This window comes from Pseudomonas sp. BJa5, from assembly GCF_030272875.2.
In the GTDB taxonomy this organism is placed as follows: Bacteria; Pseudomonadota; Gammaproteobacteria; order Pseudomonadales; family Pseudomonadaceae; genus Aquipseudomonas.
The window spans coordinates 78,405-103,926 of sequence record NZ_JALRNG020000012.1 but is presented as its reverse complement, the minus strand read 5'-3'; the positions used below and the strand labels follow the sequence as shown (position 1 = coordinate 103,926).

28 protein-coding genes are annotated in these 25,522 nt (G+C 62.9%); 18 read left to right on the top strand and 10 right to left on the bottom strand.

Features of this window, described 5'->3' with window-relative positions; all coding sequences use genetic code 11:
- Positions 1-2: 2 nt before the first annotated feature.
- From ispF to rpoS, 6 genes are all read left to right on the top strand, one after another.
- On the top strand, positions 3-476 hold the full coding sequence (gene ispF / locus M2D63_RS09575; RefSeq protein WP_285862632.1) for a 2-C-methyl-D-erythritol 2,4-cyclodiphosphate synthase: 474 nt from the start codon (positions 3-5) through the stop codon (positions 474-476).
- Positions 473-1,531 carry a tRNA pseudouridine(13) synthase TruD gene (gene truD, locus M2D63_RS09570; protein WP_285862631.1) on the top strand — a complete coding sequence of 353 codons (1,059 nt, stop codon included), beginning with the start codon at positions 473-475 and terminating at the stop codon, positions 1,529-1,531. The genes ispF and truD overlap by 4 nt, the downstream gene beginning before the upstream one ends.
- A complete protein-coding gene (surE, locus tag M2D63_RS09565) occupies positions 1,519-2,268 on the top strand; it encodes a 5'/3'-nucleotidase SurE (RefSeq protein ID WP_285862630.1) in 750 nt (249 codons plus the stop codon). Before truD ends, surE begins: the two co-directional genes overlap by 13 nt.
- A complete protein-coding gene (locus M2D63_RS09560; protein ID WP_285862629.1) occupies positions 2,268-2,945 on the top strand; it encodes a protein-L-isoaspartate(D-aspartate) O-methyltransferase in 678 nt (225 codons plus the stop codon). Before surE ends, M2D63_RS09560 begins: the two co-directional genes overlap by 1 nt.
- Positions 2,946-3,105: 160 nt before the next feature.
- Positions 3,106-4,014 carry a peptidoglycan DD-metalloendopeptidase family protein gene (locus M2D63_RS09555; RefSeq protein WP_285862628.1) on the top strand — a complete coding sequence of 303 codons (909 nt, stop codon included), beginning with the start codon at positions 3,106-3,108 and terminating at the stop codon, positions 4,012-4,014.
- 107 nt (positions 4,015-4,121) lie between these two features.
- On the top strand, positions 4,122-5,129 hold the full coding sequence (gene rpoS / locus M2D63_RS09550) for an RNA polymerase sigma factor RpoS (protein WP_038613944.1): 1,008 nt from the start codon (positions 4,122-4,124) through the stop codon (positions 5,127-5,129).
- A 538-nt stretch (positions 5,130-5,667) separates the two neighbouring features.
- Here the strand turns inward: rpoS and fdxA are convergent.
- Together fdxA and mutS are read right to left on the bottom strand one after the other, a co-directional pair.
- Entirely contained in the window at positions 5,668-5,991 is a 324-nt protein-coding gene (gene fdxA, locus M2D63_RS09545; protein WP_004375459.1) for a ferredoxin FdxA, read from the bottom strand.
- A gap of 140 nt (positions 5,992-6,131) precedes the next feature.
- A complete protein-coding gene (gene mutS, locus M2D63_RS09540) occupies positions 6,132-8,699 on the bottom strand; it encodes a DNA mismatch repair protein MutS (protein WP_285862627.1) in 2,568 nt (855 codons plus the stop codon).
- Positions 8,700-8,858: 159 nt separating this feature from the next.
- Between mutS and M2D63_RS09535 the strand changes: the two genes are divergently transcribed.
- The 6 genes from M2D63_RS09535 to recX all read left to right on the top strand — a co-directional run bounded on the left by M2D63_RS09535 (position 8,859) and on the right by recX (position 13,078).
- Complete coding sequence (locus M2D63_RS09535; protein WP_285862626.1) at positions 8,859-9,602, top strand: XRE family transcriptional regulator; 744 nt, start codon at positions 8,859-8,861, stop codon at positions 9,600-9,602.
- Between the two features lie 272 nt (positions 9,603-9,874).
- Positions 9,875-10,237: a phage holin family protein gene (locus M2D63_RS09530; RefSeq protein ID WP_285862625.1), complete on the top strand. Its 363-nt coding sequence runs from the start codon at positions 9,875-9,877 to the stop codon at positions 10,235-10,237.
- A gap of 102 nt (positions 10,238-10,339) precedes the next feature.
- The gene (locus M2D63_RS09525) at positions 10,340-10,885 is read left to right on the top strand and encodes a glycoside hydrolase family 19 protein (protein WP_285862624.1); all 546 of its coding nucleotides are present in this window, start codon (positions 10,340-10,342) and stop codon (positions 10,883-10,885) included.
- A 59-nt stretch (positions 10,886-10,944) separates the two neighbouring features.
- On the top strand, positions 10,945-11,427 hold the full coding sequence (locus M2D63_RS09520; protein WP_285862623.1) for a CinA family protein: 483 nt from the start codon (positions 10,945-10,947) through the stop codon (positions 11,425-11,427).
- 104 nt (positions 11,428-11,531) lie between these two features.
- Complete coding sequence (gene recA, locus M2D63_RS09515; protein WP_285862622.1) at positions 11,532-12,602, top strand: recombinase RecA; 1,071 nt, start codon at positions 11,532-11,534, stop codon at positions 12,600-12,602.
- Between the two features lie 8 nt (positions 12,603-12,610).
- The gene (gene recX, locus M2D63_RS09510; protein WP_285862621.1) at positions 12,611-13,078 is read left to right on the top strand and encodes a recombination regulator RecX; all 468 of its coding nucleotides are present in this window, start codon (positions 12,611-12,613) and stop codon (positions 13,076-13,078) included.
- A gap of 11 nt (positions 13,079-13,089) precedes the next feature.
- Here the strand turns inward: recX and M2D63_RS09505 are convergent, their stop codons facing one another.
- Positions 13,090-14,208 (bottom strand): LOG family protein, encoded by a 1,119-nt coding sequence (locus tag M2D63_RS09505; RefSeq protein WP_285862620.1) that lies wholly within the window; start codon positions 14,206-14,208, stop codon positions 13,090-13,092.
- 370 nt (positions 14,209-14,578) lie between these two features.
- Here M2D63_RS09505 and M2D63_RS09500 point away from each other — a divergent pair, with 370 nt between their 5' ends.
- Positions 14,579-14,800, top strand: a complete 222-nt coding sequence (locus M2D63_RS09500) for a hypothetical protein (RefSeq protein WP_285862618.1) — start codon at positions 14,579-14,581, stop codon at positions 14,798-14,800.
- On the opposite strand, the gene M2D63_RS09495 is transcribed toward M2D63_RS09500, so the two are convergent.
- On the bottom strand, positions 14,784-15,200 hold the full coding sequence (locus tag M2D63_RS09495) for a quorum-sensing-regulated virulence factor family protein (protein WP_285862617.1): 417 nt from the start codon (positions 15,198-15,200) through the stop codon (positions 14,784-14,786). The genes M2D63_RS09500 and M2D63_RS09495 overlap by 17 nt on opposite strands.
- Positions 15,201-15,431: 231 nt before the next feature.
- On the opposite strand from M2D63_RS09495, the gene M2D63_RS09490 reads away from it, so the two are divergent.
- The 3 genes from M2D63_RS09490 (at position 15,432) to M2D63_RS09480 (ending at position 17,499) form a co-directional block, all read left to right on the top strand.
- A complete protein-coding gene (locus M2D63_RS09490; RefSeq protein ID WP_285862616.1) occupies positions 15,432-16,142 on the top strand; it encodes a tRNA-uridine aminocarboxypropyltransferase in 711 nt (236 codons plus the stop codon).
- Between the two features lie 264 nt (positions 16,143-16,406).
- Complete coding sequence (erdR, locus tag M2D63_RS09485) at positions 16,407-17,057, top strand: response regulator transcription factor ErdR (RefSeq protein WP_285862615.1); 651 nt, start codon at positions 16,407-16,409, stop codon at positions 17,055-17,057.
- 76 nt (positions 17,058-17,133) lie between these two features.
- On the top strand, positions 17,134-17,499 hold the full coding sequence (locus tag M2D63_RS09480) for a diacylglycerol kinase (RefSeq protein ID WP_285862614.1): 366 nt from the start codon (positions 17,134-17,136) through the stop codon (positions 17,497-17,499).
- Here M2D63_RS09480 and M2D63_RS09475 read toward each other — a convergent pair.
- A complete protein-coding gene (locus M2D63_RS09475; protein ID WP_285862613.1) occupies positions 17,496-18,422 on the bottom strand; it encodes a LysR family transcriptional regulator in 927 nt (308 codons plus the stop codon). The genes M2D63_RS09480 and M2D63_RS09475 overlap by 4 nt on opposite strands.
- A gap of 119 nt (positions 18,423-18,541) precedes the next feature.
- Here M2D63_RS09475 and fpr point away from each other — a divergent pair, with 119 nt between their 5' ends.
- Positions 18,542-19,321 carry a ferredoxin-NADP reductase gene (fpr, locus tag M2D63_RS09470; RefSeq protein WP_285862612.1) on the top strand — a complete coding sequence of 260 codons (780 nt, stop codon included), beginning with the start codon at positions 18,542-18,544 and terminating at the stop codon, positions 19,319-19,321.
- 148 nt (positions 19,322-19,469) lie between these two features.
- On the opposite strand, the gene tsaA is transcribed toward fpr, so the two are convergent.
- From tsaA to rimO, 5 genes are all read right to left on the bottom strand, one after another.
- Entirely contained in the window at positions 19,470-20,168 is a 699-nt protein-coding gene (gene tsaA / locus M2D63_RS09465; protein WP_285862611.1) for a tRNA (N6-threonylcarbamoyladenosine(37)-N6)-methyltransferase TrmO, read from the bottom strand.
- Between the two features lie 7 nt (positions 20,169-20,175).
- On the bottom strand, positions 20,176-20,637 hold the full coding sequence (locus M2D63_RS09460) for a DUF1456 family protein (RefSeq protein ID WP_285862610.1): 462 nt from the start codon (positions 20,635-20,637) through the stop codon (positions 20,176-20,178).
- Between the two features lie 47 nt (positions 20,638-20,684).
- Positions 20,685-21,395: an rRNA pseudouridine synthase gene (locus M2D63_RS09455; RefSeq protein WP_285862609.1), complete on the bottom strand. Its 711-nt coding sequence runs from the start codon at positions 21,393-21,395 to the stop codon at positions 20,685-20,687.
- A gap of 130 nt (positions 21,396-21,525) precedes the next feature.
- A complete protein-coding gene (locus M2D63_RS09450) occupies positions 21,526-21,996 on the bottom strand; it encodes a GNAT family N-acetyltransferase (protein WP_285862608.1) in 471 nt (156 codons plus the stop codon).
- A gap of 87 nt (positions 21,997-22,083) precedes the next feature.
- The gene (gene rimO / locus M2D63_RS09445) at positions 22,084-23,421 is read right to left on the bottom strand and encodes a 30S ribosomal protein S12 methylthiotransferase RimO (RefSeq protein ID WP_285862607.1); all 1,338 of its coding nucleotides are present in this window, start codon (positions 23,419-23,421) and stop codon (positions 22,084-22,086) included.
- Between the two features lie 200 nt (positions 23,422-23,621).
- Between rimO and M2D63_RS09440 the strand changes: the two genes are divergently transcribed.
- Positions 23,622-25,520 carry a potassium transporter Kup gene (locus M2D63_RS09440; protein WP_285862606.1) on the top strand — a complete coding sequence of 633 codons (1,899 nt, stop codon included), beginning with the start codon at positions 23,622-23,624 and terminating at the stop codon, positions 25,518-25,520.
- Positions 25,521-25,522 lie beyond the last annotated feature (2 nt).

Below are 25,522 nucleotides of genomic sequence, written 5' to 3'. Positions count from 1 at the left end.
TTATGCGTATTGGCCACGGCTACGATGTGCACCGCTTCGCGGACGGCGATTTCATCACCTTGGGTGGGGTGCGCATTGCGCACAAGTTCGGCTTGCTGGCCCACTCCGACGGCGACGTGCTGCTGCACGCCCTGAGCGATGCGCTGCTGGGCGCCGCTGCGCTGGGTGACATCGGCAAGCATTTCCCGGATACCGATCCGCAGTTCAAGGGCGCCGACAGCCGCGTGCTGTTGCGCCATGTGCTCAAGATCGTCCAGGCCAAGGGCTGGAAGGTCGGCAACGTCGACGCCACCATCGTGGCCCAGGCGCCGAAGATGGCTCCGCACATCGACACCATGCGCCAGCTGATCGCCGAAGACCTGCAGGTCGAACTCGACCAGGTCAACGTCAAGGCCACCACCACCGAGAAGCTTGGCTTCACCGGCCGTGAAGAAGGCATCGCCGTCCACGCCGTCGCCTTGTTGCTGCCAGCATGACCGAACTGGAACTCCTGGGCCCGCGCGCATCGGGTCCGGCACTGGGCAGTGCGATCCTCAAGGCCACGGCAGAAGACTTCCAGGTCGATGAAGTCCTCGATATTCCCTTGTCCGGCAATGGCGAGCACCTGTGGCTGTGGGTCGAGAAGCGCGACCTCAACACCGAGGAAGCCGCCCGCCGCCTGGCCCGTGCCGCCGGCGTGCCGCTGCGCAACATCAGCTATGCCGGCCTCAAGGACCGCCAGGCCTTGACCCGCCAATGGTTCAGCCTGCACCTGCCGGGCAAGGCCGACCCGGACCTGGCGGCCGCCGAGAACGAGACCCTGAGCATCCTCAAGCGCACCCGGCACTCGCGCAAGCTGCAACGCGGCGCGCATTCGGCCAACGGCTTCACCCTGCGCCTGACCGGCCTGAATGCCGAAAAAGCAGCGCTCGACGCCCGTCTTGAGCAACTGCGCCGCCAGGGCGTGCCCAACTATTTCGGTACCCAGCGCTTCGGCCATGACGGTGGCAACATCCATGACGCCCGCGACTGGGCTGCCCGCCAAGCACTGCCGGAGCAGCGCAATGTGCGCTCACGACTACTGTCCAGCGCGCGCAGTTACCTGTTCAACCAGGCGTTGGCCCAGCGCGTTGCCGAGGGCAACTGGAACACCGCCCAGGTCGGCGACCTGCTGGCCTTCACCGACAGCCGCAGCTTTTTCCCGGCCGGTGAAGCCGAATGCACCGACCCGCGCCTGGCCATCCTCGACCTGCACCCCACCGGCCCGTTGTGGGGCGAGGGTGCTTCGCCAGCCACGGGCGTGCCGGGTGAACTGGAGCAACGCATCGGCGAGCAACATGCATCCTTGTGCCAGTGGTTGGCGCGGGCGGGCATGAGTCACGAACGTCGCATCCTGCGACTGCCCATTGCTGGTCTGACGTGGCATTATCCCGAGCCTGATATTCTGCAACTTGAATTCGTCCTTCCGGCCGGATGCTTTGCCACCGTCGTGGTGCGCGAGCTGGTTGATCTGGTGTCGGCGGGGCAGACGGACAGCCCATGCGTATTCTGATTTCGAACGACGACGGGGTCACCGCACCCGGAATCGCCGCGCTGCATGCCGCGCTGGCGGACTATGCCGATTGTGTGGTCATCGCCCCGGATCAAGACAAGAGCGGCGCCAGCAGTTCGTTGACGCTCGACCGACCTTTGTGCCCGCAGACCCTGGCCAACGGCTACATCAGCCTCAACGGCACGCCGACCGACTGCGTGCACCTGGGGCTCAACGGCCTGCTTGAGCAGACGCCGGACATGGTGGTCTCGGGGATCAACCTGGGCGCCAACCTGGGCGATGATGTGCTGTACTCAGGTACAGTGGCCGCCGCACTGGAGGGGCGTTTCCTGGGGGGCACTTCGTTCGCCTTCTCGCTGCTTTCGCGCTTGCCGGACAACCTGCCGACCGCCGCCTATTTCGCGCGCAAGCTGGTTGAAGCCCACGGGAGCCTGGAACTGCCGCCGCGAACCGTGCTCAACGTGAACATCCCCAACTTGCCGCTGGAGCATATCCGCGGCGTCAAGTTGACTCGCCTGGGGCATCGCGCCCGGGCGGCGGCACCGACGAAAGTGGTCAATCCCAGGGGCAAGGAAGGTTATTGGATCGCTGTGGCCGGAGACGCCGAGGACGGTGGCCCGGGCACGGATTTCCATGCAGTGATGCAGGGCTACGTCTCGATCACCCCGTTGCAGCTTGACCGCACCTTCAACGACGCCTTCGAGCGTCTGGATGGCTGGCTGGAGGAGTTGCTCTGATGCGTGAACAGGAGGATCTGATGCGCCATGGTATCGGTTTTACCTCGCAGCGAACCCGTGAGCGACTGATTCAGCGACTGATCGAAGAAGGGGTGTCCAACCCCAAGGTCCTCGATGTGCTGCGTCGCACGCCGCGCCACCTGTTCGTCGACGAGGCACTGGCGCACCGGGCCTATGAAGACACGGCGCTGCCGATCGGCAACAACCAGACCATCTCCCAGCCGTTCATGGTCGCCCACATGAGCGAACTGCTGCTCCAGGCAGGCCCCCTGGACAAGGTGCTGGAGATTGGCACCGGTTCGGGCTACCAGACCGCCATCCTTGCGCAACTGGTCGAGCGGGTGTTCTCGGTGGAGCGGATCAAGGTCCTGCAGGACCGCGCCAAGGAGCGCCTGAGCGAACTCAACCTGCGCAACGTGGTGTTTCGCTGGGGCGACGGCTGCGAAGGCTGGCCGGCGCTGGCGCCGTACAACGGCATTATCGTCACGGCCGTGGCGCCGGAAGTGCCCCAGGCCCTGCTCGACCAGCTCGCCCCGGGCGGGCGCCTGGTCATTCCGGTGGGGCCGGCGGGCGAAACCCAGCACCTGATGCTGATCGTGCGTGAAGAGCAAGGGTTCTCGCGGCGGGTGATGGGCGCGGTACGCTTCGTGCCCTTGCTCCCCGGCCCGTTGGCCTGAGCAGGATTATTTTCGCCGCGGGCGAATTCCTTCGCTATTGTCCTGTCTATCTGGCGGGCTGGATGTGCGCCAATGCCCGGTATCCGCAAGGGGCATGCACTCGGTTATAATTGCAACAATATTGCATTTTCATAGCGGTCACCAAGAGAGGGAGCGGCGGGTGGGTCACACAATCATTCGGCAGCGCAGGGATTTTTCGAGCTTCAAGCTTCTGGTGATTGCAATTGCCCTGGGCACAATGGTGTCAGGTTGCTCCAGCACGTCTTCCAACAGCGCCCCGGTGGCCGACCGCAGTGCGTCGAAGCCCAAGCGCCTGGCCGTCACCAGCGGCCAGTACGTGGTTCGCCCCGGCGACACCCTGTACTCCATCGCCTTTCGCTACGGCTGGGACTACAAGGCCCTGGCCGCACGCAACGGCATCGTCGCGCCCTATACCATCCGCCCGGGCCAGGCGATCCGCTTCGACGGGCGTTCGAGCACGCCGGCCAGCACCGGCACCAGCACCACGGTGGTGAGCAGCTCGCCGTCCTCCTCGAGCAAGACCACGATCATCAAGCGTCCCGTCGGGGCCCCTGCGACAAATTCGAGCACCCCGGCGCCGGCACCGGCGCCTTCGGCTACGCCGGCCAGTCCGCCGCCGCCAGCCCCGGTCGTCACGGCCACGGCGCCAGCCCAGGTGCCTGCGGCAGAGCGCGCAGTGGGCGGCTGGGCGTGGCCAGCCAGCGGTGTGTTGATCGGTAAATTCGCTTCAAACGGTAGTTTGAATAAAGGCATTGATATCGCCGGTGATTTGGGACAGCCTGTTTTTGCTGCGTCTGATGGTTCGGTGGTCTATGCCGGAAGTGGCTTGCGGGGCTACGGCGAGTTGGTAATCATCAAACACAGCGATACCTACGTCAGTGCCTACGGTCACAACCGCAGGCTTTTGGTTCGGGAGGGACAGCAGGTCAAAGTTGGGCAGACAATTGCAGAAATGGGTTCCACGGGCACGGACCGGGTGAAGCTGCATTTTGAGATTCGCCGCCAGGGCAAACCTGTTGATCCGCTGCAGTTCCTGCCGCGTCGTTGATTGCTAGTACCCGGCCTGTTCCTCGCGTAGAGGGGACAGGCTCCAGCGTTGCCAGGGATAAGGGCGTCGCTCGAGTCTGAGTTCGAACTCAGCAAAGGACTATAACAATGGCTCTCAGTAAAGAAGTGCCGGAGTTTGACATCGACGATGAAGTGCTCCTGATGGAGACGGGCATCGTATTGGAAACGGATGTGGTGTCAGACGAACCTGCTGTATCTTCGGTTCGGACCAGGGCTAAACAAGGCTCTACGCTCAAACAGCACAAGTACATCGATTACACTCGGGCACTTGATGCGACCCAGTTGTATCTCAATGAAATCGGTTTCTCGCCTTTGCTCTCGCCAGAGGAAGAGGTGCACTTTGCGCGGTTGTCGCAAAGTGGCGATCCTGCCGGGCGCAAGCGCATGATCGAGAGCAACCTGCGTCTGGTGGTGAAGATCGCCCGGCGTTATGTGAACCGGGGGCTGTCGCTGCTCGACCTGATCGAAGAGGGCAACCTGGGGTTGATCCGCGCGGTCGAGAAGTTCGACCCTGAACGTGGTTTCCGTTTCTCTACCTACGCCACCTGGTGGATCCGGCAAACCATCGAACGGGCGATCATGAACCAGACCCGTACCATTCGCTTGCCCATCCACGTGGTCAAGGAACTCAACGTCTACCTGCGCGCTGCGCGGGAACTCACCCAGAAGCTCGATCACGAACCGTCCCCGGAAGAGATCGCCAGCCTCCTGGAAAAGCCGGTCGGTGAAGTCAAGCGCATGCTTGGGCTCAACGAGCGGGTCTCCTCGGTGGATGTATCCCTGGGGCCGGATTCCGACAAGACCCTGCTCGACACCCTGACCGACGACCGTCCCACCGATCCTTGCGAGCTGCTGCAGGACGATGACCTGTCCCAGAGCATCGACCAGTGGCTGAGCGAGTTGACCGACAAGCAGCGCGAGGTGGTCATTCGCCGCTTTGGCCTGCGCGGGCACGAGAGCAGCACTCTTGAGGACGTTGGCCTGGAGATCGGCCTGACCCGTGAACGGGTTCGCCAGATCCAGGTCGAGGGCCTCAAGCGCCTGCGGGAGATCCTCGAGAAGAACGGCCTGTCCAGCGAGTCGCTGTTCCAGTAACCGGCTCGCAACAAGGAACGCCTCGGCTTGGCCGGGGCGTTTTTGTTTGTGCCGGCGCTGCGACGGGTCGAGAAATGTTTCCTACTGCTTCCACGGAATCATGTTGGTTTAGGCAAAAGCTTCAGCCAGCGTTGGTGCTGCACTTTTCGATGTAAGCCTTCGCTTACCCGTTATGTAAGTCATCGCAGTATGCGCTAGTAAATCGTTGCCGTTTTTACCGTGCGCTTTTTTATAACTAATTGATAATTAATGATTATTTTGTTTGTTTCAGTCAGGTTTCAGCAGCTTTTTGAGAGCTTTGACCGGTTGCTGCAACGGCTGCAAGGACTAGTATCTGAACTGTGTCTACGGACTGACACAGGCTTTCACGGATGGAGGCCAAGGACATCGCAGGATGCGATTCATCAGGATGATGAAAGGGATCAAAGGGACTACGGAAAAAATGTGGGCGGGTCAAACCGCCCCTTTTTTTTGCCCGCAAGAAACCTGAGTCATGAAAAAAGGCCCCGAAGGGCCTTTTTTTGTGATCCGCAGGCGCTTAGCGCTCCAGATCGGCGATCTTGCCAGTCTTGCCATCCCACTCTTCGGCGTCCGGCAGCGCATCTTTGCGCTCGGTGATGTTCGGCCAGATCTCCGCCAGCTCGGCGTTAAGCTCGATGAAGTTCTCCATGCCGGCAGGCACTTCGTCTTCCGAAAAAATGGCTTGGGCAGGGCATTCAGGCTCGCACAGTGCACAGTCGATGCACTCATCCGGGTGAATGACCAGGAAGTTCGGGCCTTCGTAGAAGCAGTCCACCGGACAGACTTCTACGCAGTCGGTGTACTTGCACTTGATGCAGTTGTCGGTGACGACGAAGGTCATTTCTAATTCTCTCCTCAGGCGACGGCAGCGATACCCTTCCAGACAGGGTCGCTCGGTTTGGTCGTTCGGCTGCAGGCCAGGCTAATAACCTGCAGTAGCGCCAAACCGCGCGGGATTCTATCAGCTTGTGCGGGCTCGCGTTATAACAGAGTCTTTAGTGTATAGAGCATTTCGATAGCTTGACGCGGCGTCATGTTGTCCAGGTCCAGCTTCCCGAGCTTCTCGATGGCCGGGTGGGGCAGGCTGGCAAACAGGTCGCTCTGGTGCGGCACAGCATCCGCGCCCTTGGGCGACACCGGCATTTCGTGGGGCAGGCTGGCGGTTTCCAGGCGGCCCAGGTGCTCGCGGGCGCGCTGGATCACCGGCGACGGCACGCCCGCCAGCTGGGCCACGGCCAGGCCGTAGCTCTGGCTGGCAGGCCCGGGCAGCACGTGGTGCAGGAACACGATGCGTTCGTTGTGCTCGGTGGCGTTGAGGTGCACGTTGGCCACCAGCGGTTCGCTCTCCGGCAAGACCGTGAGTTCGAAATAGTGGGTGGCGAACAGGGTGTAGGCGCGCAACTGGGCCAGGCGCTCGGCGGCGGCCCAGGCCAGCGACAGGCCGTCGAAGGTACTGGTGCCACGGCCGACCTCGTCCATCAGCACCAGGCTGCGGTCGGTGGCGTTGTGCAGGATGTTGGCGGTTTCGCTCATCTCGACCATGAAGGTCGAACGGCCACCGGCCAGGTCGTCGCTGGAGCCGATGCGGGTGAAGATGCGGTCCACCAGCGACAGCTCGCAGCTGGCGGCCGGCACAAAGCTGCCGATGTGCGCCATCAGTACGATCAGCGCGGTCTGGCGCATGTAGGTGGATTTACCGCCCATGTTCGGGCCGGTGATCACCAGCATGCGGGTGTTATCGTCCAAGGCCAGGTCGTTGGCTACGAACGGCGTGGTCAGTACCTGCTCGACCACCGGATGACGACCTTGGTTGATGCGCATGCAAGGTTCGTCGACGAAGGTCGGGCAGTTCAGGTCCAGGTTCAGCGCGCGCTCGGCCAGGTTGCTCAGCACATCCAGCTCGGCCAGGGCGGCGGCGGTGTCCTGCAACGGCGCCAGGTGGCTGATCAGGGTTTCCAGCAGCGCGTCATAGAGCATCTTTTCCCGGGCCAGGGCGCGGCTCTTGGCCGACAGCGCCTTGTCTTCGAAGGCTTTGAGTTCCGGTGTGATGAAGCGCTCGGCGCCCTTGAGGGTCTGGCGGCGGATGTAATCGCCCGGCGCCTGCTCGGCCTGCTTGCTCGGCAGTTCGATGAAGTAGCCGTGCACGCGGTTGTAGCCGACCTTGAGGTTGGCCAGGCCCGTGCGGGCCTTTTCCCGGGCTTCGAGGTCGATGAGGAACTGGCCGGCGTTCTCGCTCATGGCCAGCAGCTCGTCCAGCTCGCTGTCGTAGCCGGTCTTGAGCACGCCACCGTCGCGGATCACCGCCGGCGGGGTGTCGATGATGGCTTTTTCCAGCAGGTCGGCCAGCTCCGGGTAGGTGCCGGCAATCGCCGCCAGGCGCGCCAGGTGCGGTGCCTCGAGCTCGGCCATGGCGTTCTGCAACTCGGGCAGGGCGCCCAGGGCATCACGCAGGCGGGCCAGGTCTCGTGGACGGGCATTGCGCAGGCCGATGCGGGCGAGGATCCGCTCGATGTCGCCGATTTCCTTGAGCTGCGGTTGCAGCTTCTCGAAGCGGTAGCCGTCGAGCAGGCAGCGGATCGAACCCTGGCGAGCCAGCAGCACTTTCAGGTCACGCAGCGGGCGGTTCAGCCAGCGGGTCAGCAGGCGGCTACCCATGGCGGTCTGGCAACGGTCGATGACCGATTGCAGGGTGTTGTCGCGGCCACCGGCCAGGTTCACATCCAGTTCGAGGTTGCGGCGGCTGGCGCCGTCGAGCACCACGGTGTCGTCCAGGCGTTCGTGCTTGAGGCTGCGCAGGTGGGGCAGGGCGGTGCGCTGGGTTTCCTTGGCGTAGCCAAGCAGGCAGCCGGCGGCGCCGATGGCCAGGGTCAGCTTCTCGCAGCCGAAGCCTTTCAGGTCCTGGGTTGCGAACTGCTGGCACAGGCTCTTGCGCGCCGAGTCGCGGTCGAAGTCCCAGGGCGCGCGGCGGCGGGCGCCACGACGCTTTTCCGCCGGCAGGCCTTGCGGCCAGTCATCCGGGATCAGCAGCTCCACCGGGTTGATGCGTTCGAGTTCGGCCAGCAGGTTCTCCCAGCCCTTGATCTCCTGCACGCTGAAGTTGCCGCTGGTGATGTCCAGCACGGCCAGGCCGAACAGGCGCTCGTCACCGAGCACGGCGGCGATCAGGTTGTCGCGGCGCTCATCGAGCAGCGCTTCGTCGCTGACTGTGCCGGGGGTGATGATGCGCACCACCTGGCGTTCCACCGGACCCTTGCTGGTGGCCGGATCGCCGATCTGTTCGCAGATCACCACCGATTCGCCCAGCTTCACCAGCTTGGCCAGGTAACCCTCGGCCGCATGGAAGGGGATACCGCACATGGGAATCGACTGGCCCGCCGACTGCCCGCGGGCGGTCAGGGTGATATCCAGGAGTTTGGCGGCCTTCTTTGCGTCTTCATAGAAGATCTCGTAGAAGTCGCCCATGCGGTAGAACATCAGCTGGTCCGGGTGCTGGTTCTTCAGCTTCCAGTACTGCTGCATCATCGGGGTGTGTGCGGAAAGATCGCTCATTACAGAAACTTGGCTCGCGGTGTCGTTTAGACCAAAGGCAAGCGGGCAATGGTACAGGGATTTTGTCGTCGATGCCGAGGACGACGGCCGCGCCGCGACCTTTTGTCCATGCATTTTCATGCAGGGTGGCATTTGCAATTTGCCCGGACGGGCCGCATTATGCAGGTTATGCAAAAACGCAACGTAGCCTCCGTTCTCAGAGCACTGCTCGATCGCCACGGTATCTCCCCCACGGAGCTGCACCGGCGTACCGGCGTGCCCCAATCCACCCTGTCGCGCATTCTCAGCGAGAAGATCGTCGACCCGTCCGACAAGCACGTGTCGAAGATCGCCGAGTATTTCGGCGTGAGCACCGATCAGTTGCGCGGGCGCGTCGAACTCGGCGAAAGCCGCGAGGCCGCGCCGCCCCGCAGCCACGCCGAGTTGCACGACATCAGCTTGTGGGATGACGATACCCCGATCGAAGATGACGAGGTCTCCATTCCCTTTCTTCGCGAGGTCGAGTTGGCAGCAGGATCAGGACGATTCGTCATCGAGGAAAGCGAGAAGGCCAGCCTGCGCTTCGGCAAGCGCAGCCTGCGCCACAACGGTGTGCAGTTCGATCAGGCCAAGTGTGTCACGGTGCGCGGTAACAGCATGTTGCCGGTGCTGCGCGATGGCGCCACGGTGGGGGTCAATGCCGGCAAAAGTGGCATCGGCGATATCGTCGACGGTGACCTCTATGCGATCAACCACAACGGCCAGTTGCGGGTGAAGCAGCTCTATCGCCTGCCCACCGGCATTCGCCTGCGCAGCTTCAACCGCGACGAACACCCGGACGAAGACTACAGCTTCCAGCAGATGCAGGAAGAGCAGATCAGTATCCTGGGTCACGTCTTCTGGTGGGGCATGTACGCCCGCTGATGGTCATCGGGCCATTCAGAAAACCCGCCTTGGCGGGTTTTTTTTCGTCTGCGTAAAACCTCTGAATCCCTTGCCAGACAAGACGTGCATGCATATGCGCATTTTCTTACGTATAAATATTTCCACAAATGCATTGACTGTATATGCGTAAATGCATAGCCTTTGTCTCAAGCCGGTCGACATCGTTGGTGACAAGGATGGCGATGTGATCGGTTCTACAACAAGTGCCGCGGGCAAGGTGCCAGACGGCGACTACCCAAGGAGACAGGACAGTGACAGGCGAGCAGCAAGCGTTGCTGGAGATGCCGATCTGGCTGGTGATCGTCCTGGCCCTGCTGGGCGGCATCAGCGGCGAAATGTGGCGTGCGGACAAGGCAGGTGCGCGCGGCTGGGCGCTGATTCGGCGCCTGTTGTTGCGCTCGGGGGCCTGCATGGTCTGCGGCGTGTCGACGGTGATGCTGCTGTATGCCAGCGGCATGTCGATCTGGAGCGCCAGCGCCTTCGGTTGCCTCACGGCGATGGCCGGGGCGGATGTGGCCATCGGGCTGTATGAGCGTTGGGCGGCGCGGCGGCTGGGGGTCGATGCGCAAACGCCAGGCTTTCCCAGGCAAGGCAACAAGGAGGAGCGATCATGAACGAGCGGCTGGCTTTGCATGAGGCAAGAAAGTCGCAAGCCAGTATCCGCTCCGAGCCATCGAGCCGTAACCCGATTGAACCTCTCGACCAGGAAGGACCCCATGACACTGGAACAACTGACTGCACTGTTTCCCGATGCCCGTCTGAACACGGGCATTTTTTTACCTGCACTGAACCAGGCCATGACCCGTTGGGCAATCAACACCCCCCGGCGCATGGCTGCGTTCCTCGCCCAAGTGGGGCATGAATCCGGCCAGTTGCGCTACGTCAGGGAGCTGGGCAGCGACCGCTATCTCTCGCGCTATGACACCGGCAACCTGGCCCTGCGCCTGGGTAATAGCCCCGAGGCCGACGGCGATGGCCAGCGCTACTGCGGCCGTGGCCTGATCCAGGTGACCGGGCGCGACAACTACCGGGCTTGCAGCCTGGCCCTGTTTGGCGACGAGCGCCTGCTCGAACACCCCCAGTTGCTCGAACAACCGCAGTGGGCATCGGAGTCTGCCGCCTGGTTCTGGCACTCGCGTGGTCTTAACCCATTGGCTGACCGGGGCGAGTTCAACCGCATCACCCGGCATATCAACGGTGGGCTCAATGGCCTGGAGAGTCGCTTGCGCCTCTGGGCCAGGGCCCGGGAGGTACTGCGTTGAACATTTGTGCCGGGCCTGCGCTGGTGTAGGGTAGGCGACAGTCTTTCAAGGAGCTTGCCATGGACCCGATCTCTGCGCTTTCCGCCCGCCTGGGCGAACACCTGCGTCGTTTCAACGCCCAGGTGACCACGGCCGAATCCTGCACCGGCGGCGGCATCGCCGAGGCGATCACCCGCACGGCGGGCAGCTCGGCCTGGTTCGAGGCCGGTTACGTGACCTATTCCAACGGGCAGAAGACTCGCCAACTGGGTGTGCCGCAGACCTTGTTCGTCCAGGTCGGCGCCGTCAGCCAGGAAGTGGTCGAGGCCATGGTCCGTGGCGCCCGGGCGGCCAGCGGTGCGCGCTTTGCCGTGGCGGTCAGTGGTGTGGCCGGGCCCGATGGCGGCTCTCCAGCCAAACCGGTAGGCACCGTATGGCTGGCCTGGGCCGATGGCGAGCGGGTGAGCAGCGAGCGCCGGCACTTCGACGGCGACCGTGACGCGGTACGCCGACAAACGGTAATCGCCGCGCTAGAGGGCTTGTTACAGCTTGGCGCAGAGTAAATCGCAATTCGGGGGTAGGCGGGAAGAAAACCCTGTGGAATAATACTGGCTACTTATACAGGTGTTTCTGGCCGTCAGGCCCTATCGATTACGTGAGGACTTCAATGGACGACAACAAGAAGCGCGCCTTGGCTGCGGCCCTGGGGCAAATCGAGCGTCAATTCGGTAAAGGCGCGGTCATGCGCATGGGCGACCACGAGCGTCAGGCGATCCCGGCCATCTCCACCGGCTCCCTGGGCCTGGACATCGCCCTGGGCATTGGCGGTCTGCCAAAAGGTCGTATCGTCGAGATCTACGGCCCCGAGTCGTCCGGTAAAACCACCCTGACCCTGTCGGTCATCGCCCAGGCCCAGAAAATGGGCGCTACCTGCGCCTTCGTCGACGCCGAACACGCCCTCGACCCCGAGTACGCTGGCAAGCTGGGCGTCAATGTCGACGACCTGCTGGTCTCGCAGCCGGACACCGGCGAGCAGGCCCTGGAGATCACCGACATGCTGGTGCGCTCCAACGCCGTTGACGTGATCATCGTCGACTCCGTGGCCGCCCTGGTACCCAAGGCCGAGATCGAAGGCGAAATGGGCGACATGCACGTGGGCCTGCAGGCCCGCCTGATGTCCCAGGCGCTGCGCAAGATCACCGGCAACATCAAGAACGCCAACTGCCTGGTGATCTTCATCAACCAGATCCGCATGAAGATCGGTGTGATGTTCGGCAGCCCGGAAACCACCACCGGTGGTAACGCCCTGAAGTTCTACGCCTCGGTTCGCCTGGACATCCGCCGTACCGGCGCGGTGAAGGAAGGCGACGAAGTGGTCGGCAGCGAAACCCGGGTCAAGATCGTCAAGAACAAGGTGGCGCCACCGTTCCGTCAGGCTGAATTCCAGATCCTCTACGGCAAGGGCATCTACCGCAACGGCGAGATCATCGACCTGGGCGTGCTGCACGGCTTCCTGGAAAAATCCGGTGCCTGGTACAGCTACCAGGGCAGCAAGATCGGTCAGGGCAAGGCCAACTCCGCCAAGTTCCTCCAGGACAACCCGGAAATCGCCGCCACCCTCGAGAAGCAGATTCGCGACAAACTGCTCAGCGCTGGCGCCGTCGATGCAGCCGGCAAGGCTGCTGCGGTCAACGCCGAAGCTGAAGACGATCTGGTCGACGCTGACGCCGACTACTGATCGCCCCCATGTCCGTCGAACTCGATACCCCCGTCGCCGTGAGGCGGACAGCCATGGACCTGCTCGCACGTCGCGAGCACGGTCGAGTCGAGCTGACGCGCAAGTTGCGTCAGCGCGGCGCTCCCCCCGAATTGATTGACCAGGAACTCGACCGTCTGACGGAAGAGGGCCTGCTCAGTGAAGCCCGTTACCTGGAAAGCTTCATCAGCTACCGCTCACGCTCAGGTTACGGCCCCGCACGCATTCGCGAAGAGCTGGGTCAGCGTGGCCTGCAACGCAGTGATATCGACCAGGCCCTGCGCGAGAGCGATGTGGACTGGGCGGCGCAATTGCGTGATGTCTGGCAGCGCAAGTTCTCCGGCCAGCTACCCGTCGATCCGCGCAGCCGCGCACAGCAGACCCGTTTCCTGGTCTACCGTGGCTTTTCCATGGACATGATCGGCCGCCTGTTGAGCGGCCGGGGCCTGGACGATTAACCACCCGGCTCTCAGGTGACCCTCAACGCTTCGCGGGCACGCTGGGTGGTATGCATCGGTTCGGGCTTGGCCCAGTTTTCCGAAAGGTTGATGAAGTCCACCAGCTCGCGCAGGCGTCCTTGGTCGCGGCCGTTGAAGGCGAAGGTCAGGCGGGTCAGGTGGCTGAACTTCGGCTCATCGTGGTGTTCGCCGGCGTAGGCATGCTGATGATAGTGGCCGCTCAGGCGCAGGTCGGCGAAGCCTTCCTGCAGGTCGAACAAGGCTGCCTCGCTGAGCGGATGGTGCATGCGAATCACGAACTGGTTCTTCAGCCAGCGGCTGGAGTGGTAGTTGCTGTAGAACTGGTTGATTTCCTCTACCGCCTCCTCGGCGCTGTGCACCAGGCGCAGCAGCTTCATGTCGCTGGGCAGGATGTAGCGGTTCTCTTCCAGTTGCCGGGTGATGAAGTTCAGGGCGTCCTGCCAGAAGTTGCCGCCCGGGGAGTCCAGTAGCACCACCGGTACCAGGGGACTCTTGCCGGTCTGGATCAGGGTCAGTACTTCCAGCGCCTCGTCCAGCGTGCCGAAGCCGCCAGGGCAGAGCACCAGGGCATCGGCTTCCTTGACGAAAAACAGCTTGCGGATGAAGAAGAAGTGGAACGGCAGCAGCTTGTCGGTGCCGCCTACCGTGGCATTGGCATGCTGCTCGAACGGCAGGGTGATATTGAAGCCCAGGCTGTGATCGACCCCGGCGCCTTCGTGGGCCGCCGCCATGATGCCGCCGCCGGCGCCGGTGATGACCATCAGGTTGGAGCGCGCCAGGGTGGCGCCCAGCTCCCGGGCCAGTGCGTACATGGGGTGTTCGACGGGGGTGCGTGCCGAGCCGAACACGGTGACCTTGCGCCGGCCCTTGTACTGGTCCAGGGTGCGGAAGGCATGGTCCAGCTCGCGCAGGGCCTGCAGGGTGATCTTGGCGTTCCAGCGGTTGCTGTCGTCATGGGCCATGCGCAGGACGGTCAGCACCATGTCGCGATACAGAGGCAGATTGGGGCTGTCGGGGGCGACCAGCTTCAGTTGTTCTTCCAGGTGGCTCAGGTCGATCCCGTTGTGCTTGAAGTGACTGGCGAGCAGTTCGTTCGGTTGGTACGGCATTCAACGTCTCCTTCTGCAGCAAAACCTCTGACCGGACTGTACTGTCCGGCCGCGACACTGCGTGTGTCGCTGGCTGCCGTGGCCCGGCGGGTGCCGAGCAGTGCAGTAGACCTGCAAGGTCTCATTGCAGTGATCTTTGAAGTGTGCGGTCAACACTGCCGGTGCAGGGCGTCGGCAGGCCCCCCTTGGTGCACCCGGAAAATGGCGGGTACCTGATATCAATCTAGACCCTGGCAGGTGTTAATGCCGTGAGATTGCTAGCAAGGTGGGGAAATTGTCTGCAGACCGCTGGTCAGTCAGGAGCCAGGAACGATGCAGGTCTGGTTAACTGAAGGCCTGGGCGACTGTCGCCATGCAGGGAGCCTGCCACATGCAACGGCTAAATCTGGAACTTGAAGAACAGCTGTTCGAGCTGCTGGAGCGTTCGGCCCAGGCCAATCACCTGAGCCTTGAAGAAGAGTGCCTGCGTCGTCTGGAGGGCGGGGAACGGCATTCGCGCTATATCCAGGCCCTGGTGGCGGAACTGCGCGCCGATGAAAAGCAGCGGCGCGACAGTGGAGCAGGTCGCCTGAGGGTTACTTGCTCGCCTTGATACCACAGCTGGCGGCATTGAACGCCTGTTCGCCAACCATGCGGTTGGTCTTGTACTCGGTAAAGCGATAGGTCAGTACCGCACCTTTGGCCAGCAACTGGCGGTAGCCGGTGTTCTTGCAGACGCTGGCGCCGAGCTGGTCGCGCACCTTTTCCGGGTTGGCCTGCATCTGCTGGGCGTGGCTGGCGCGCACGCTGAGGTGGTTGATCAGTTGCTTGCCTTCGACGGTGTAGCCCTGGTCGAGGATGTCTTCGTTGATCGCTCGCGGCGTGCCCACGCTGCTTTCCCTGGCGACTTTCTCCAGCATCTGGCTCAGCTCGTATTCCTGCTTGGACGCCGCATTGGCGGCCAGGGGCAGGGCGAGCAACAGGCTCAAGGACGGGGCGATGAAACGCAGCATGAATCTCTCCTGGTTCGGTAACTGGCGATTGGACCGGCAACTGCGCACGGTGTTCCGTCACGGCATCGAGCCGGTGCCAGCGAGTAGCGACAGGCCGAGGATTATAGGGAGTTGGCGCCCCGGCTGCACGGCAAATACCTTACCTGCCGGCCGGCTCTGGTAGACTGGGCAGGTTTTCCTGTCCCGAGTCTGTGCAGTGCCATCCCTTTCCCGTTTTCGTTGTCTGCTGCCATGAGCCATGCCGTAGCGCGCCTGCGCGCCGAGCGCCTGGCGCGCAGTGTCAAACCCTTCGTCGCCCGTGGCTCCCGCGCGCCGCGCTGTCCCCAGTGCCGGGTGATCTTCAGTCATTGCCTGTGCGCCTGGCGCCCACAAGTGCCGGCCGAATCGGCCATGTGCCTGCTGATGCATGACACCGAGCCACTCAAGCCGAGCAATACCGGCTGGCTGATTGCCGACGTCATTGACGACACCTCGGCCTTCGGCTGGCAGCGTACGGTGGTCGACGAAGCCCTGTTGGCGTTGCTCGAGCAACCGCACTGGCAGCCTTACATCGTGTTTCCTGGCGAGTTCGTCGAGCCAGAGCGGGTGGCCACCGAGGTGGTGCGCGAGCCGGGCAAGCGACCGCTGTTCATCCTGCTGGATGCCACCTGGACCGAAGCGCGCAAGATGTTTCGCAAGAGCCCGTACCTGGACCGCTTCCCGGTGCTCAGCCTGCAACCGGAACAGATCTCACGCTATCGCCTGCGGCGTTCCAAGCGCGACGACCACTTCTGCACCGCCGAAGTGGCGGCGATGTGCCTGGAGCTGGCCGGTGACCAGCGCGCGGCCGAGGCGCTGGATGCCTACCTGGACGTGTTCAGCACTCACTACCTCAGCGCCAAGCACCAGTGGCCGCTGGACGAGCAGGATGCGGTGCATCAGCGCTTGCATACCTTCCTATAGTACAAGGGGCAGGCGTTGCACATTGGTTCATAATAGGCAGGCTGGCGACCATCGCGTGCCAGCCACGACCGGGCAATCAACTTGACCACCCGGTCGAGGCTCGGCATCCTTGGCGCCGATTCGGGCACCGACAAGGCTTGAAACGCTGTTTTTCCTGGCCTTGAAGTGCCTTTTGGGTGCGGGCAGAGCCGTCCGCACCGCGAGTTGCCCGCCAGGCGCCTATTCTTCCTCCCTGCGCCTGCACAGAACAGGATCATTAGATCGATGGCCACGTACGAAATCCTGATTGCCGATGACCACCCGCTGTTTCGCAGTGCCCTGCGCCAGGCGGTGACCCTGGGCCTGGGCCCTGATGTCCGCCTGGTGGAAGTGGCAAGCATCGCCGAACTTGAAACCCACCTCACCGACAAGTCCGACTGGGACCTGGTACTGCTGGACCTGAACATGCCAGGCGCCTACGGTTTTTCCGGGCTGGTCCTGCTGCGCGGACAGTACCCGCAGATTCCGGTGGTGATGGTGTCGGCGCAGGAAGAAGCCTCGGTGGTGGTCAAGTCCCGTGAGTTCGGCGCCAGTGGCTTCATTCCCAAGTCCAGCCCGCTGGAAGTCATTCAGGACGCGGTACGCAAGGTGCTCGACGGCGAAGTCTGGTGGCCGCCGCAGGCCTTCGACAAGGTCGATGTGTCGGCCGAGGCCAAGGCCGCCAGCGAAGGCCTGGCCAGTCTGACGCCGCAGCAGTTCCGGGTGCTGACCATGGTCTGCGAAGGTCTGCTGAACAAGCAGATCGCCTATGAGTTGAGTGTTTCGGAAGCGACCATCAAGGCCCACGTGACCGCGATCTTCCGCAAGCTCGGGGTGCGCACCCGGACCCAGGCTGCCTTGCTCTTGCAACAACTGGAATCGGTTTCAGCGAGTTGAGGCCATTGGCCTTCACGCTTTTTTGACCCGCCCTGCACTAGGCTGCAGCGCTTTTCAGTGGATGAAGTGACCCTCTATGTCATCGCCTTTCAAGGGCCAGACCGGCCTCAAGCGTATCTTCAATGCGGCCGGCTATTCGTTTGACGGTCTGCGCGCCGCCTTTACCGGTGAAGCCGCATTCCGCCAGCTGGTGCTGCTCAATGTGATCCTGATCCCGGTGGCCTTCTGGCTGGATGTCAGCCGTGCGGAGCGGGCGATCCTGATCCTGGTGTGCCTGCTGGGGCTGATCGTCGAGTTGCTCAACTCGGCGATCGAGGCGGCCATCGACCGGATCTCCCTCGACCGTCACCCGCTGTCGAAAAACGCCAAGGACATGGGCAGTGCCGCCCAGCTCGTGGCCATGAGCATGGTCGGGCTGGTCTGGGCGGTGATCCTGCTCTAGGCAATACTGGGCAGGACAATCTCGTCGCTGCGGCTTACCCCGGCGGTAAAGCTGCGGCACAGTTCGAGAAACTCGCGCATGGCCGAAGTCTGGTACTTCTGCTTGTGCCAGATAAAGAAGAACTGGCGGGCCAGGTCCAGCTCCGGGGTTTCCACCGCCACCAGGCTGCCGCGCCGAAAGGCGTCGCGCAGGGCCAGGCGCGAGATGCAGCCGATGCCAAGGCCGGATTCCACGGCCCGCTTGATGGCTTCGGTGTGCTCCAGTTCCAGGCGGATGTTGAGGCTTGAGCGGTGATGACGCATGGCCTGGTCGAAGGTCAGGCGCGTGCCCGAACCCTGTTCGCGCAGGATCCAGGCTTCATGGGTCAGTTCCTCCATGCTGGCCTGGCCGCGGCTGGCCAGTGGATGTTGCGGCGCGCAGAACACCACCAGTTCGTCCTCGACCCAGGGCTGCACTTCCAGGTCCGGATGGTTGCAGTCGCCTTCGATTAGACCCAGATCAATTTCGTAATGGGCAACCTGTTGCACGATATGCGCAGTGTTCTGCACATGGAGCTTGACCTGACTCTCCGGGTGGATCTGCATGAAACTGCCGATCAACAGGGTGGCCAGGTAGTTGCCGATGGTCAGTGTGGCGCCCACCGCCAGGGAGCCGAACCCCGACTTGCCGTTGAGCAGGTCTTCGATTTCCTTGGCCTGGTCGAGCAGCGCCACCGCCTGGGGCAGCAGTTGATGGCCCAGGGCGTTGAGGCTCAGGCGCTTGCCGGCACGGTCGAACAGCTGGCAGCTGGATTGACGCTCAAGTTCGGTGATCGAGGTACTGGCGGCCGACTGCGATAGCGCCAGCACACCAGCGGCTCGCGAGACGCTTTGATGTTGGGCCACGGCGACGAATACCTGGAGCTGACGAAGTGTAAATCGCATATCTATATAACCGATAAGACATATCTTGATAATTCATTTAACAGATATTGTCGCTCGCACTAAACTATCGCGCAATCGCGCTCTAGATTAGCGCTGCGTTTTATTTCAGGAGCCCGTACATGAGCAACATGAACCACGAACGCGTTCTCAGTGTTCACCACTGGAACGACACCCTGTTCAGCTTCAAGTGCACCCGCGATCCGGGCCTGCGCTTCGAGAACGGTCAGTTCGTGATGATCGGTCTGCAACAGGACAGCGGTCGTCCGCTCATGCGCGCCTACTCGATTGCCAGCCCGAACTGGGAAGAGCATCTGGAGTTCTTCAGCATCAAGGTGCCGGACGGCCCGCTGACCTCCCAGCTGCAGCACCTGAAGGAAGGCGACGAGATCATCATCTCCAAGAAGCCTACCGGTACCCTGGTACTGGACGACCTGAACCCGGGCAAGCACCTGTACCTGCTCAGCACCGGCACTGGCTTGGCGCCGTTCATGAGCGTCATCCAGGACCCGGAAACCTACGAGCGCTTCGAAAAAGTGATCCTGGTTCACGGTGTGCGCTACGTCAACGAAGTCGCCTACCGCGAGTTCATCACCGAGCACCTGCCGCAGAACGAATTCTTCGGCGAGGCGCTGCGTGACAAGCTGATCTACTACCCGACCGTGACCCGTGAGCCGTTCGAGAACCAGGGCCGCCTGACCGACCTGATGCGCAGCGGCAAGCTGTTCAGCGACATCGGCCTGCCACCGATCAACCCGCAGGACGACCGTGCGATGATCTGCGGTAGCCCGAGCATGCTCGACGAAACCAGCGAAGTGCTCGACAGCTTCGGCCTGAAGATTTCGCCACGTATGCGCGAACCGGGTGACTACCTGATCGAGCGTGCGTTCGTCGAGAAGTAAGCGGCGCGATGCAGACAAAAAACGCAGGCCCTGGCCTGCGTTTTTTTATGCCTGGTGCTGCCAGCGCGACCTTGTGTGGGAGCGGGCTTGTCCCGCGATTGATCTCACCGCCGCATCGCGGGGCAAGCCCGCTCCCACAGCCCGTGGATTATTGACGGTCAGGCACCACTTCCAGCACCCGGATCCGCTCCGGCTGCGGGTAATGCCAGCGCACCTGCACGTCCCAGAACTTCACCCCGTACACACGCTCCGGCGGCGGCACCTGGTACGCCGGGCGCGGGTCCTGGGCCAGGCATTGCTCGATCAGCTCCACCAGTGGCTCACCCAGGCGCTGGGCATGGGCCCGGGCCTGGGGCAGGGCATCGTCACTCCAGGCGACCGCAATCGGTGCCGGCGGTGCGCTGGCCATCTGGTTGGTCGCTCCAGCGACTGCGTCGGCATAGGGCACATAGGGCTTGATATCGAGCACCGGCGTGCCGTCGAGCAGGTCGATACCCGACAGCAGCAGCCGCCCGGCCTCGACCTTCTCCAGGCGCACCACTGACTGGCCGATGCCGTTGGGCCGGTGGGTGGCGCGGGTGGCGAACACGCCCATGGAGGTGTTGCCGCCCAACCGCGGCGGGCGCACCTTGAGCCGGGGCTTGCCTTCCAGGGCCTGGTGGAACAGGAACAACAGCCAGACATGGCTGACCTGCTCAAGCCCGGCCACCGCCTCGCCGCTGTCGAACGGTGGCAGCAGCTCCAGTACGCCGCGCGCCGCCGGTGCCAGCTGGGGCTGGCGCGGGATGGCGAACTTTTCCTTGAAGCAGGAGCGGACATAGCCGATCGGTGCGACGCTGTAGTTCATCGGCAGCTCAGCCACGTACCCGCAGGGTCAGGCCCTTGAGGAAGTTGCGCAGCAACTGGTCGCCGCAGGGACGGTAGTTGTTGTGGCCGACTTTGCGGAACAGGGCACTCAGCTCCGGCTTGGACACCGGGAAGTCGGCTGCCTTGAGGATCGCGTGCAGGTCGTCTTCCTTCAGTTCGAAGGCCACGCGCAGCTTCTTCATGATGATGTTGTTGGTCACCGGCAGCTCGATCGGCAGCGGCGGACGGCTGTCGTCCTTGCCGCGCTTGAAGATCACCAGGCCATCGAGAAAGTACGCCATCACTTCGTCGGGGCAGCGCACGAAGCCTTCTTCGTCTTCCTTCTTCAGGTAGGTAACGATATCGGCAGTCGCCACCTTGTAGCCGGTCAGCTTGATGATATCGGTGAGCTTGGCGTCGTTGACGTCGAGCAGGTAGCGCAGGCTGCGCAGTACATCGTTGTGAATCATGGTGACAATCCTGTTCGGTGGGCCGCCCGGGTGGCGGCGCCTTGTTGCTAGAATCTTTCGTTGCTGGCCAGGTAGCGCCATTGGCCCAGGGGCAGCTTGCTCATGGCCACGCCGCCCAGGCGGATCCGGCGCATGCTCAGCACACTGAGGCCGACACTGGTGCACAGCAGGGCGATCAAGCCCGGCTGCGGGTTTTTCAGCACCATGCGCAGGCGGGTTTCGTTCTGCCAGCTGGCCTTGATCTTCGGCAGCTCGTTGCCCTTCCAGTTGAACCCGCGGTTCAGGCGTTCCAGGCCGTGGGTGATGATCTGGCCGCTGACTTCGACGATGTATTCCTGCTCGAGCTTGCTCAGGTCGGCGTTGACCTTGCGGGTCACGCGCCAGTCCTGGGTGAACACCTGCAGGCCGCTGGCGCCGGGTTGCAGGGGCGCAACGCAGCTCTGGCGGGCGAAGTGGCCCTTGAGCGGCCGGCGGCCGTAGCGGTGTTCTTCGGACAGGTTGCTGGCGGTGATGCTCCTGCAGGCACTGTCGATGTCCAGCCCGGCCGGCTGGTTGAGCAGCAGGGTGACAGGTTCCAGGGCTTCGGCCCGGGCACCGGCCTGCAGTTCGACCTTGTGCGCGTCGACCTTGAACTGCGGCTCGTCGACCACCTCGCCATCCACGGTGACCCAGCCCCCTTCGATGTACAGCTCGGCCTCCCGTCGGGAGCAGCCGACCAGTTCGATGAGGCGTTTGGAAAGGCGAATGGGTTCAGACATGACGACAGCCGTAGGCACAGGGAAAGGCGCTTATTGTAACCGCCCGGGCGCGCCCTGGTCCGGCAACATTCGCCGATCGGGGCATTAATCTGCGATTTTGCTGCATTTCAGAAAAGTATGACGCTATCTGTCAGTCGGTCTCTGCGGACTTTGTATGAATTAACCTCAGATGCAGTAGGGGGTAGGGTTGACCCATGCCGTCCGTTTCCGAGCGTCCGACCACTTCAAAGCCCTGGTGCAGGTAGAAGGCCAGGGCCTGGGCGTTTTGTTCGTTGACGTCCAGGGCGACGGCGTTGAGTTCGTCGATGGCATAGCGCAGCAGGCGCTTGCCCAGGCCCTGGCCACGCATGGCCGGGTCGATGAACAGCATCTCGACCCGCCCGGCGGCAACCCCGGCAAAACCGGTGATCCGTTGCCGGGCATCCTTGCAGCAGATCAGCATCACTGCATCCAGGTACTGGCTCTGCACCAGTTCGCGCAACAGGCAGATGTAGCTGTCGGGCATGAAGTCGTGGGTGGCGCGCACCGAGGCTTCCCACACCCGTACCAATTCCGGGTAGTCATCCAGCCGGGGTGTCTGCACGCCGCTGTGCCTGTACATCGCAGTGTTCTCCATGGGCAACTGGAGAAACGATAGTTGCAAAAAAAAGCCCCGCCAGGGGGCGGGGCTCTTTTGTGCGGGGCGTCCTCAGACAGGCTCTGCCCACAGGTCGTACTCGTCGGCATCGACCACCCGGCAGCGGACCTTGTCGCCCGGCTTGAAGCCGTGGTCGCCGTCGATGAACACGTTGCCGTCGATTTCCGGCGCGTCGAAGAAGCTGCGGCCTACCGAGCCTTGCTCTTCGACTTCGTCGATCAGGACTTCGATTTCCTTGCCGATGCGCAGTTGCAGGCGGGCGCTGCTGATGGCCTGCTGGTGGGCCATGAAGCGGTCCCAGCGCTCCTGCTTGATGTCATCCGGCACTTCGTCCAGGCCCAGGTCGTTGGCCGGCGCGCCTTCGACCGGCGAGTACTGGAAGCAGCCGACGCGGTCGAGCTGGGCTTCGGTCAGCCAGTCGAGCAGGTACTGGAAGTCTTCCTCGGTCTCGCCCGGGAAGCCGACGATGAAGGTCGAGCGGATGATCAGGTCCGGGCACTGCTCGCGCCAGTTCTTGATGCGCGCCAGGGTGCGGTCTTCGAAGGCCGGGCGCTTCATCGACTTGAGCACTTTCGGGCTGGCGTGCTGGAACGGGATGTCCAGGTACGGCAGGATCTTGCCGGCGGCCATCAGCGGGATGACGTCGTCGACGTTCGGGTACGGGTACACATAGTGCAGGCGCACCCAGACGCCGAGAGTGCTCAGGGCCTCACACAGCTCGAGCATGCGGGTCTTGACCGGGCGGCCGTTCCAGAAGTCGGTCTTGTACTTGACGTCGACGCCGTAGGCGCTGGTGTCCTGGGAGATCACCAGGATCTCCTTGACCCCGGCCTTGACCAGACGCTCGGCTTCGCTCAGCACTTCACCCACCGGACGGCTGACCAGCTTGCCGCGCATCGACGGGATGATGCAGAAGCTGCAGCTGTGGTTGCAGCCTTCGGAAATCTTCAGGTAGGCGTAGTGACGCGGAGTCAGCTTGACGCCTTGTGGCGGCACCAGGTCGATCAGCGGGTTGTGGTCCTGGCGTGGCGGCACGACTTCGTGCACCGCCGTCACGACCTGCTCGTACTGCTGCGGGCCGGTCACGGCCAGTACGCTTGGGTGCACGTCGCGGATGTTGCCTTCCTCGACACCCATGCAGCCGGTGACGATGACCTTGCCGTTTTCCTTGATGGCTTCGCCGATCACGTCCAGGGACTCGGCCTTGGCGCTGTCGATGAAGCCGCAGGTGTTGACCACCACCACATCGGCATCCTGATAGGTGGGCACGACTTCATAGCCTTCCATGCGCAGCTGGGTCAGGATGCGCTCGGAATCGACCAGGGCCTTGGGGCAACCCAGGGAAACGAAGCCGACCTTGGGCGTGGTGGGCGTAGGAGTGGTGGACATGACTAACCTCGGTATAGAAGCGCCTGCCGGGCCACGAGGGCGGGCAGGCTTTGGCGGGCGTCTGGGCGCCTCTGATCAAAAAGTGCGCAATTCTAGCGAGCGGCACGGCACTTGACCAGCAGAAAAGCGACGAACGCTCAGCTATGCTTCGCCCCGATATGCCTGTGTTTGTCTCAAGGTCTTGATTGCAGGAGTAATGGATGGTTCAGGCGAGCGGTCAGGCGGAATCCGGGCATGGGCCAGCGAAGCCGCTGAGCCTGTTGGTGGCGGCGGTCGGGGTGGTCTACGGCGACATCGGCACCAGCCCCCTCTATACCCTCAAGGAGGTGTTTTCCGACGACTATGGCGTGCCGGTCAACCACGACGGGGTGCTGGGGATACTGGCGTTGATCCTCTGGTCGCTGATCTGGGTGGTGACGCTCAAGTACGTGGTGTTCATCCTGCGCGCCGACAACCAGGGCGAGGGCGGCATCATGGCCCTGACCGCCCTGGCCAGGCGGGCCTCGGCGCCATTCCCCAGGTTGCAATCGCTGATGGTCGTCTGCGGCCTGGTCGGTGCGGCGCTGTTCTATGGCGACAGCATGATCACCCCGGCGATTTCGGTATTGTCGGCGGTCGAAGGTATGCAGCTGGCGTTCGAAGGCATCGATCACTGGGTGGTGCCCATATCCCTGGTCGTGCTGGTGGCGCTGTTTTTGATCCAGAAGCATGGTACCGAGCGCATCGGCATTCTCTTCGGTCCGGTGATGGTTACCTGGTTCCTGGTGCTGGCGGCGCTGGGCGTGCATGGCATCTCCCAGAGCCCGGAAGTGCTCAAGGCGGTCAATCCGGTCTGGGCGGTGCGCTTCTTCATCGTGCATCCGGGCATGGGTGTCGCCATTCTTGGCGCCGTGGTGCTGGCCCTGACCGGTGCCGAGGCGTTGTATGCCGACATGGGGCATTTCGGTCGCAAGCCGATTGCCCGGGCCTGGTTCATCCTGGTGCTGCCGGCGCTGGTGCTGAATTACTTCGGCCAGGGCGCGATGCTGCTTCAGAACCCGGAGGCGGCGCGCAACCCCTTCTACCTGCTGGCACCAGGCTGGGCGCTGCTGCCGTTGGTCGGGCTGTCGACTCTGGCCACGGTAATCGCCTCCCAGGCGGTGATCTCCGGGGCCTTCTCCCTGACCCGCCAGGCGATCCAGCTGGGTTATGTGCCGCGCATGCAGATCCAGCACACCTCCAGCCATGAACAGGGGCAGATCTACATCGGCGCGGTGAACTGGGCGCTGATGGTCGGGGTGATTTTGCTGGTGCTGGGCTTCGAGTCGTCCGATGCGCTGGCCTCGGCCTATGGCGTGGCGGTGACCGGCACCATGTTGATGACCACCTTGCTGGTGTCCACAGTGATGCTGTTGCTGTGGAAATGGCCGCCGGTGCTGGCGGTGCCGGTGCTGCTGGGCTTTCTGTTCGTCGACGGCCTGTTCTTTGCCGCCAACGTGCCCAAGGTGGTGCAGGGCGGGGCCTTTCCGGTGCTGGCGGGGATCGCCCTGTTCATGCTCATGACCACCTGGAAGCGTGGCAAGCAGATCCTGGTCGAGCGCCTGGACGAAGGCAGCCTGCCACTGCCGTTGTTCATCAGCAGCATTCGTATGCAGCCGCCGCATCGGGTCGAAGGCACGGCGGTGTTCCTCACTGCGCGTGCCGATGCCGTGCCTCATGCCTTGTTGCACAACATGCTGCATAACCAGGTGCTGCACCAGCAGGTGGTGCTGTTGACCGTGGTCAGCGAGGATACGCCGCGGGTGCAGGCGCAGCAGCAGTTCGAGGTGGAAGCCTATGGCGATGGCTTCTACCGGGTGCTGCTGCATTTCGGCTTCATGGATGAGCCGGATGTGCCGGAGGCGTTGAAGCTCTGTCACCTGGAGGGGCTGGACTTCAGCCCGATGCGCACCACCTATTTCCTCAGCCGGGAGACGGTGATTCCGTCGCGGTTGGTCGGTATGGCACGCTGGCGTGGCCTGTTGTTCGCCTTTTTGCTGAAGAATGCCAACGGCACCCTGCGCTTTTTCAATCTGCCGCTGAACCGGGTGATCGAACTGGGAACCCAGGTGGAGATCTGACC

Coding starts and splice junctions, on each gene's coding strand:
- ispF (WP_285862632.1), top strand. CDS start 3: ATGCGTATTGGCCACGGCTACGATGTGCACCGCTTCGCGGACGGCGAT.
- truD (WP_285862631.1), top strand. CDS start 473: ATGACCGAACTGGAACTCCTGGGCCCGCGCGCATCGGGTCCGGCACTG.
- surE (WP_285862630.1), top strand. CDS start 1,519: ATGCGTATTCTGATTTCGAACGACGACGGGGTCACCGCACCCGGAATC.
- M2D63_RS09560 (WP_285862629.1), top strand. CDS start 2,268: ATGCGTGAACAGGAGGATCTGATGCGCCATGGTATCGGTTTTACCTCG.
- rpoS (WP_038613944.1), top strand. CDS start 4,122: ATGGCTCTCAGTAAAGAAGTGCCGGAGTTTGACATCGACGATGAAGTG.
- fdxA (WP_004375459.1), bottom strand. CDS start 5,991: ATGACCTTCGTCGTCACCGACAACTGCATCAAGTGCAAGTACACCGAC.
- mutS (WP_285862627.1), bottom strand. CDS start 8,699: ATGAGCGATCTTTCCGCACACACCCCGATGATGCAGCAGTACTGGAAG.
- M2D63_RS09535 (WP_285862626.1), top strand. CDS start 8,859: ATGCAGGTTATGCAAAAACGCAACGTAGCCTCCGTTCTCAGAGCACTG.
- M2D63_RS09525 (WP_285862624.1), top strand. CDS start 10,340: ATGACACTGGAACAACTGACTGCACTGTTTCCCGATGCCCGTCTGAAC.
- M2D63_RS09520 (WP_285862623.1), top strand. CDS start 10,945: ATGGACCCGATCTCTGCGCTTTCCGCCCGCCTGGGCGAACACCTGCGT.
- recA (WP_285862622.1), top strand. CDS start 11,532: ATGGACGACAACAAGAAGCGCGCCTTGGCTGCGGCCCTGGGGCAAATC.
- recX (WP_285862621.1), top strand. CDS start 12,611: ATGTCCGTCGAACTCGATACCCCCGTCGCCGTGAGGCGGACAGCCATG.
- M2D63_RS09505 (WP_285862620.1), bottom strand. CDS start 14,208: ATGCCGTACCAACCGAACGAACTGCTCGCCAGTCACTTCAAGCACAAC.
- M2D63_RS09500 (WP_285862618.1), top strand. CDS start 14,579: ATGCAACGGCTAAATCTGGAACTTGAAGAACAGCTGTTCGAGCTGCTG.
- M2D63_RS09495 (WP_285862617.1), bottom strand. CDS start 15,200: ATGCTGCGTTTCATCGCCCCGTCCTTGAGCCTGTTGCTCGCCCTGCCC.
- M2D63_RS09490 (WP_285862616.1), top strand. CDS start 15,432: ATGAGCCATGCCGTAGCGCGCCTGCGCGCCGAGCGCCTGGCGCGCAGT.
- erdR (WP_285862615.1), top strand. CDS start 16,407: ATGGCCACGTACGAAATCCTGATTGCCGATGACCACCCGCTGTTTCGC.
- M2D63_RS09480 (WP_285862614.1), top strand. CDS start 17,134: ATGTCATCGCCTTTCAAGGGCCAGACCGGCCTCAAGCGTATCTTCAAT.
- M2D63_RS09475 (WP_285862613.1), bottom strand. CDS start 18,422: ATGCGATTTACACTTCGTCAGCTCCAGGTATTCGTCGCCGTGGCCCAA.
- fpr (WP_285862612.1), top strand. CDS start 18,542: ATGAGCAACATGAACCACGAACGCGTTCTCAGTGTTCACCACTGGAAC.
- tsaA (WP_285862611.1), bottom strand. CDS start 20,168: ATGAACTACAGCGTCGCACCGATCGGCTATGTCCGCTCCTGCTTCAAG.
- M2D63_RS09460 (WP_285862610.1), bottom strand. CDS start 20,637: ATGATTCACAACGATGTACTGCGCAGCCTGCGCTACCTGCTCGACGTC.
- M2D63_RS09455 (WP_285862609.1), bottom strand. CDS start 21,395: ATGTCTGAACCCATTCGCCTTTCCAAACGCCTCATCGAACTGGTCGGC.
- M2D63_RS09450 (WP_285862608.1), bottom strand. CDS start 21,996: ATGTACAGGCACAGCGGCGTGCAGACACCCCGGCTGGATGACTACCCG.
- rimO (WP_285862607.1), bottom strand. CDS start 23,421: ATGTCCACCACTCCTACGCCCACCACGCCCAAGGTCGGCTTCGTTTCC.
- M2D63_RS09440 (WP_285862606.1), top strand. CDS start 23,622: ATGGTTCAGGCGAGCGGTCAGGCGGAATCCGGGCATGGGCCAGCGAAG.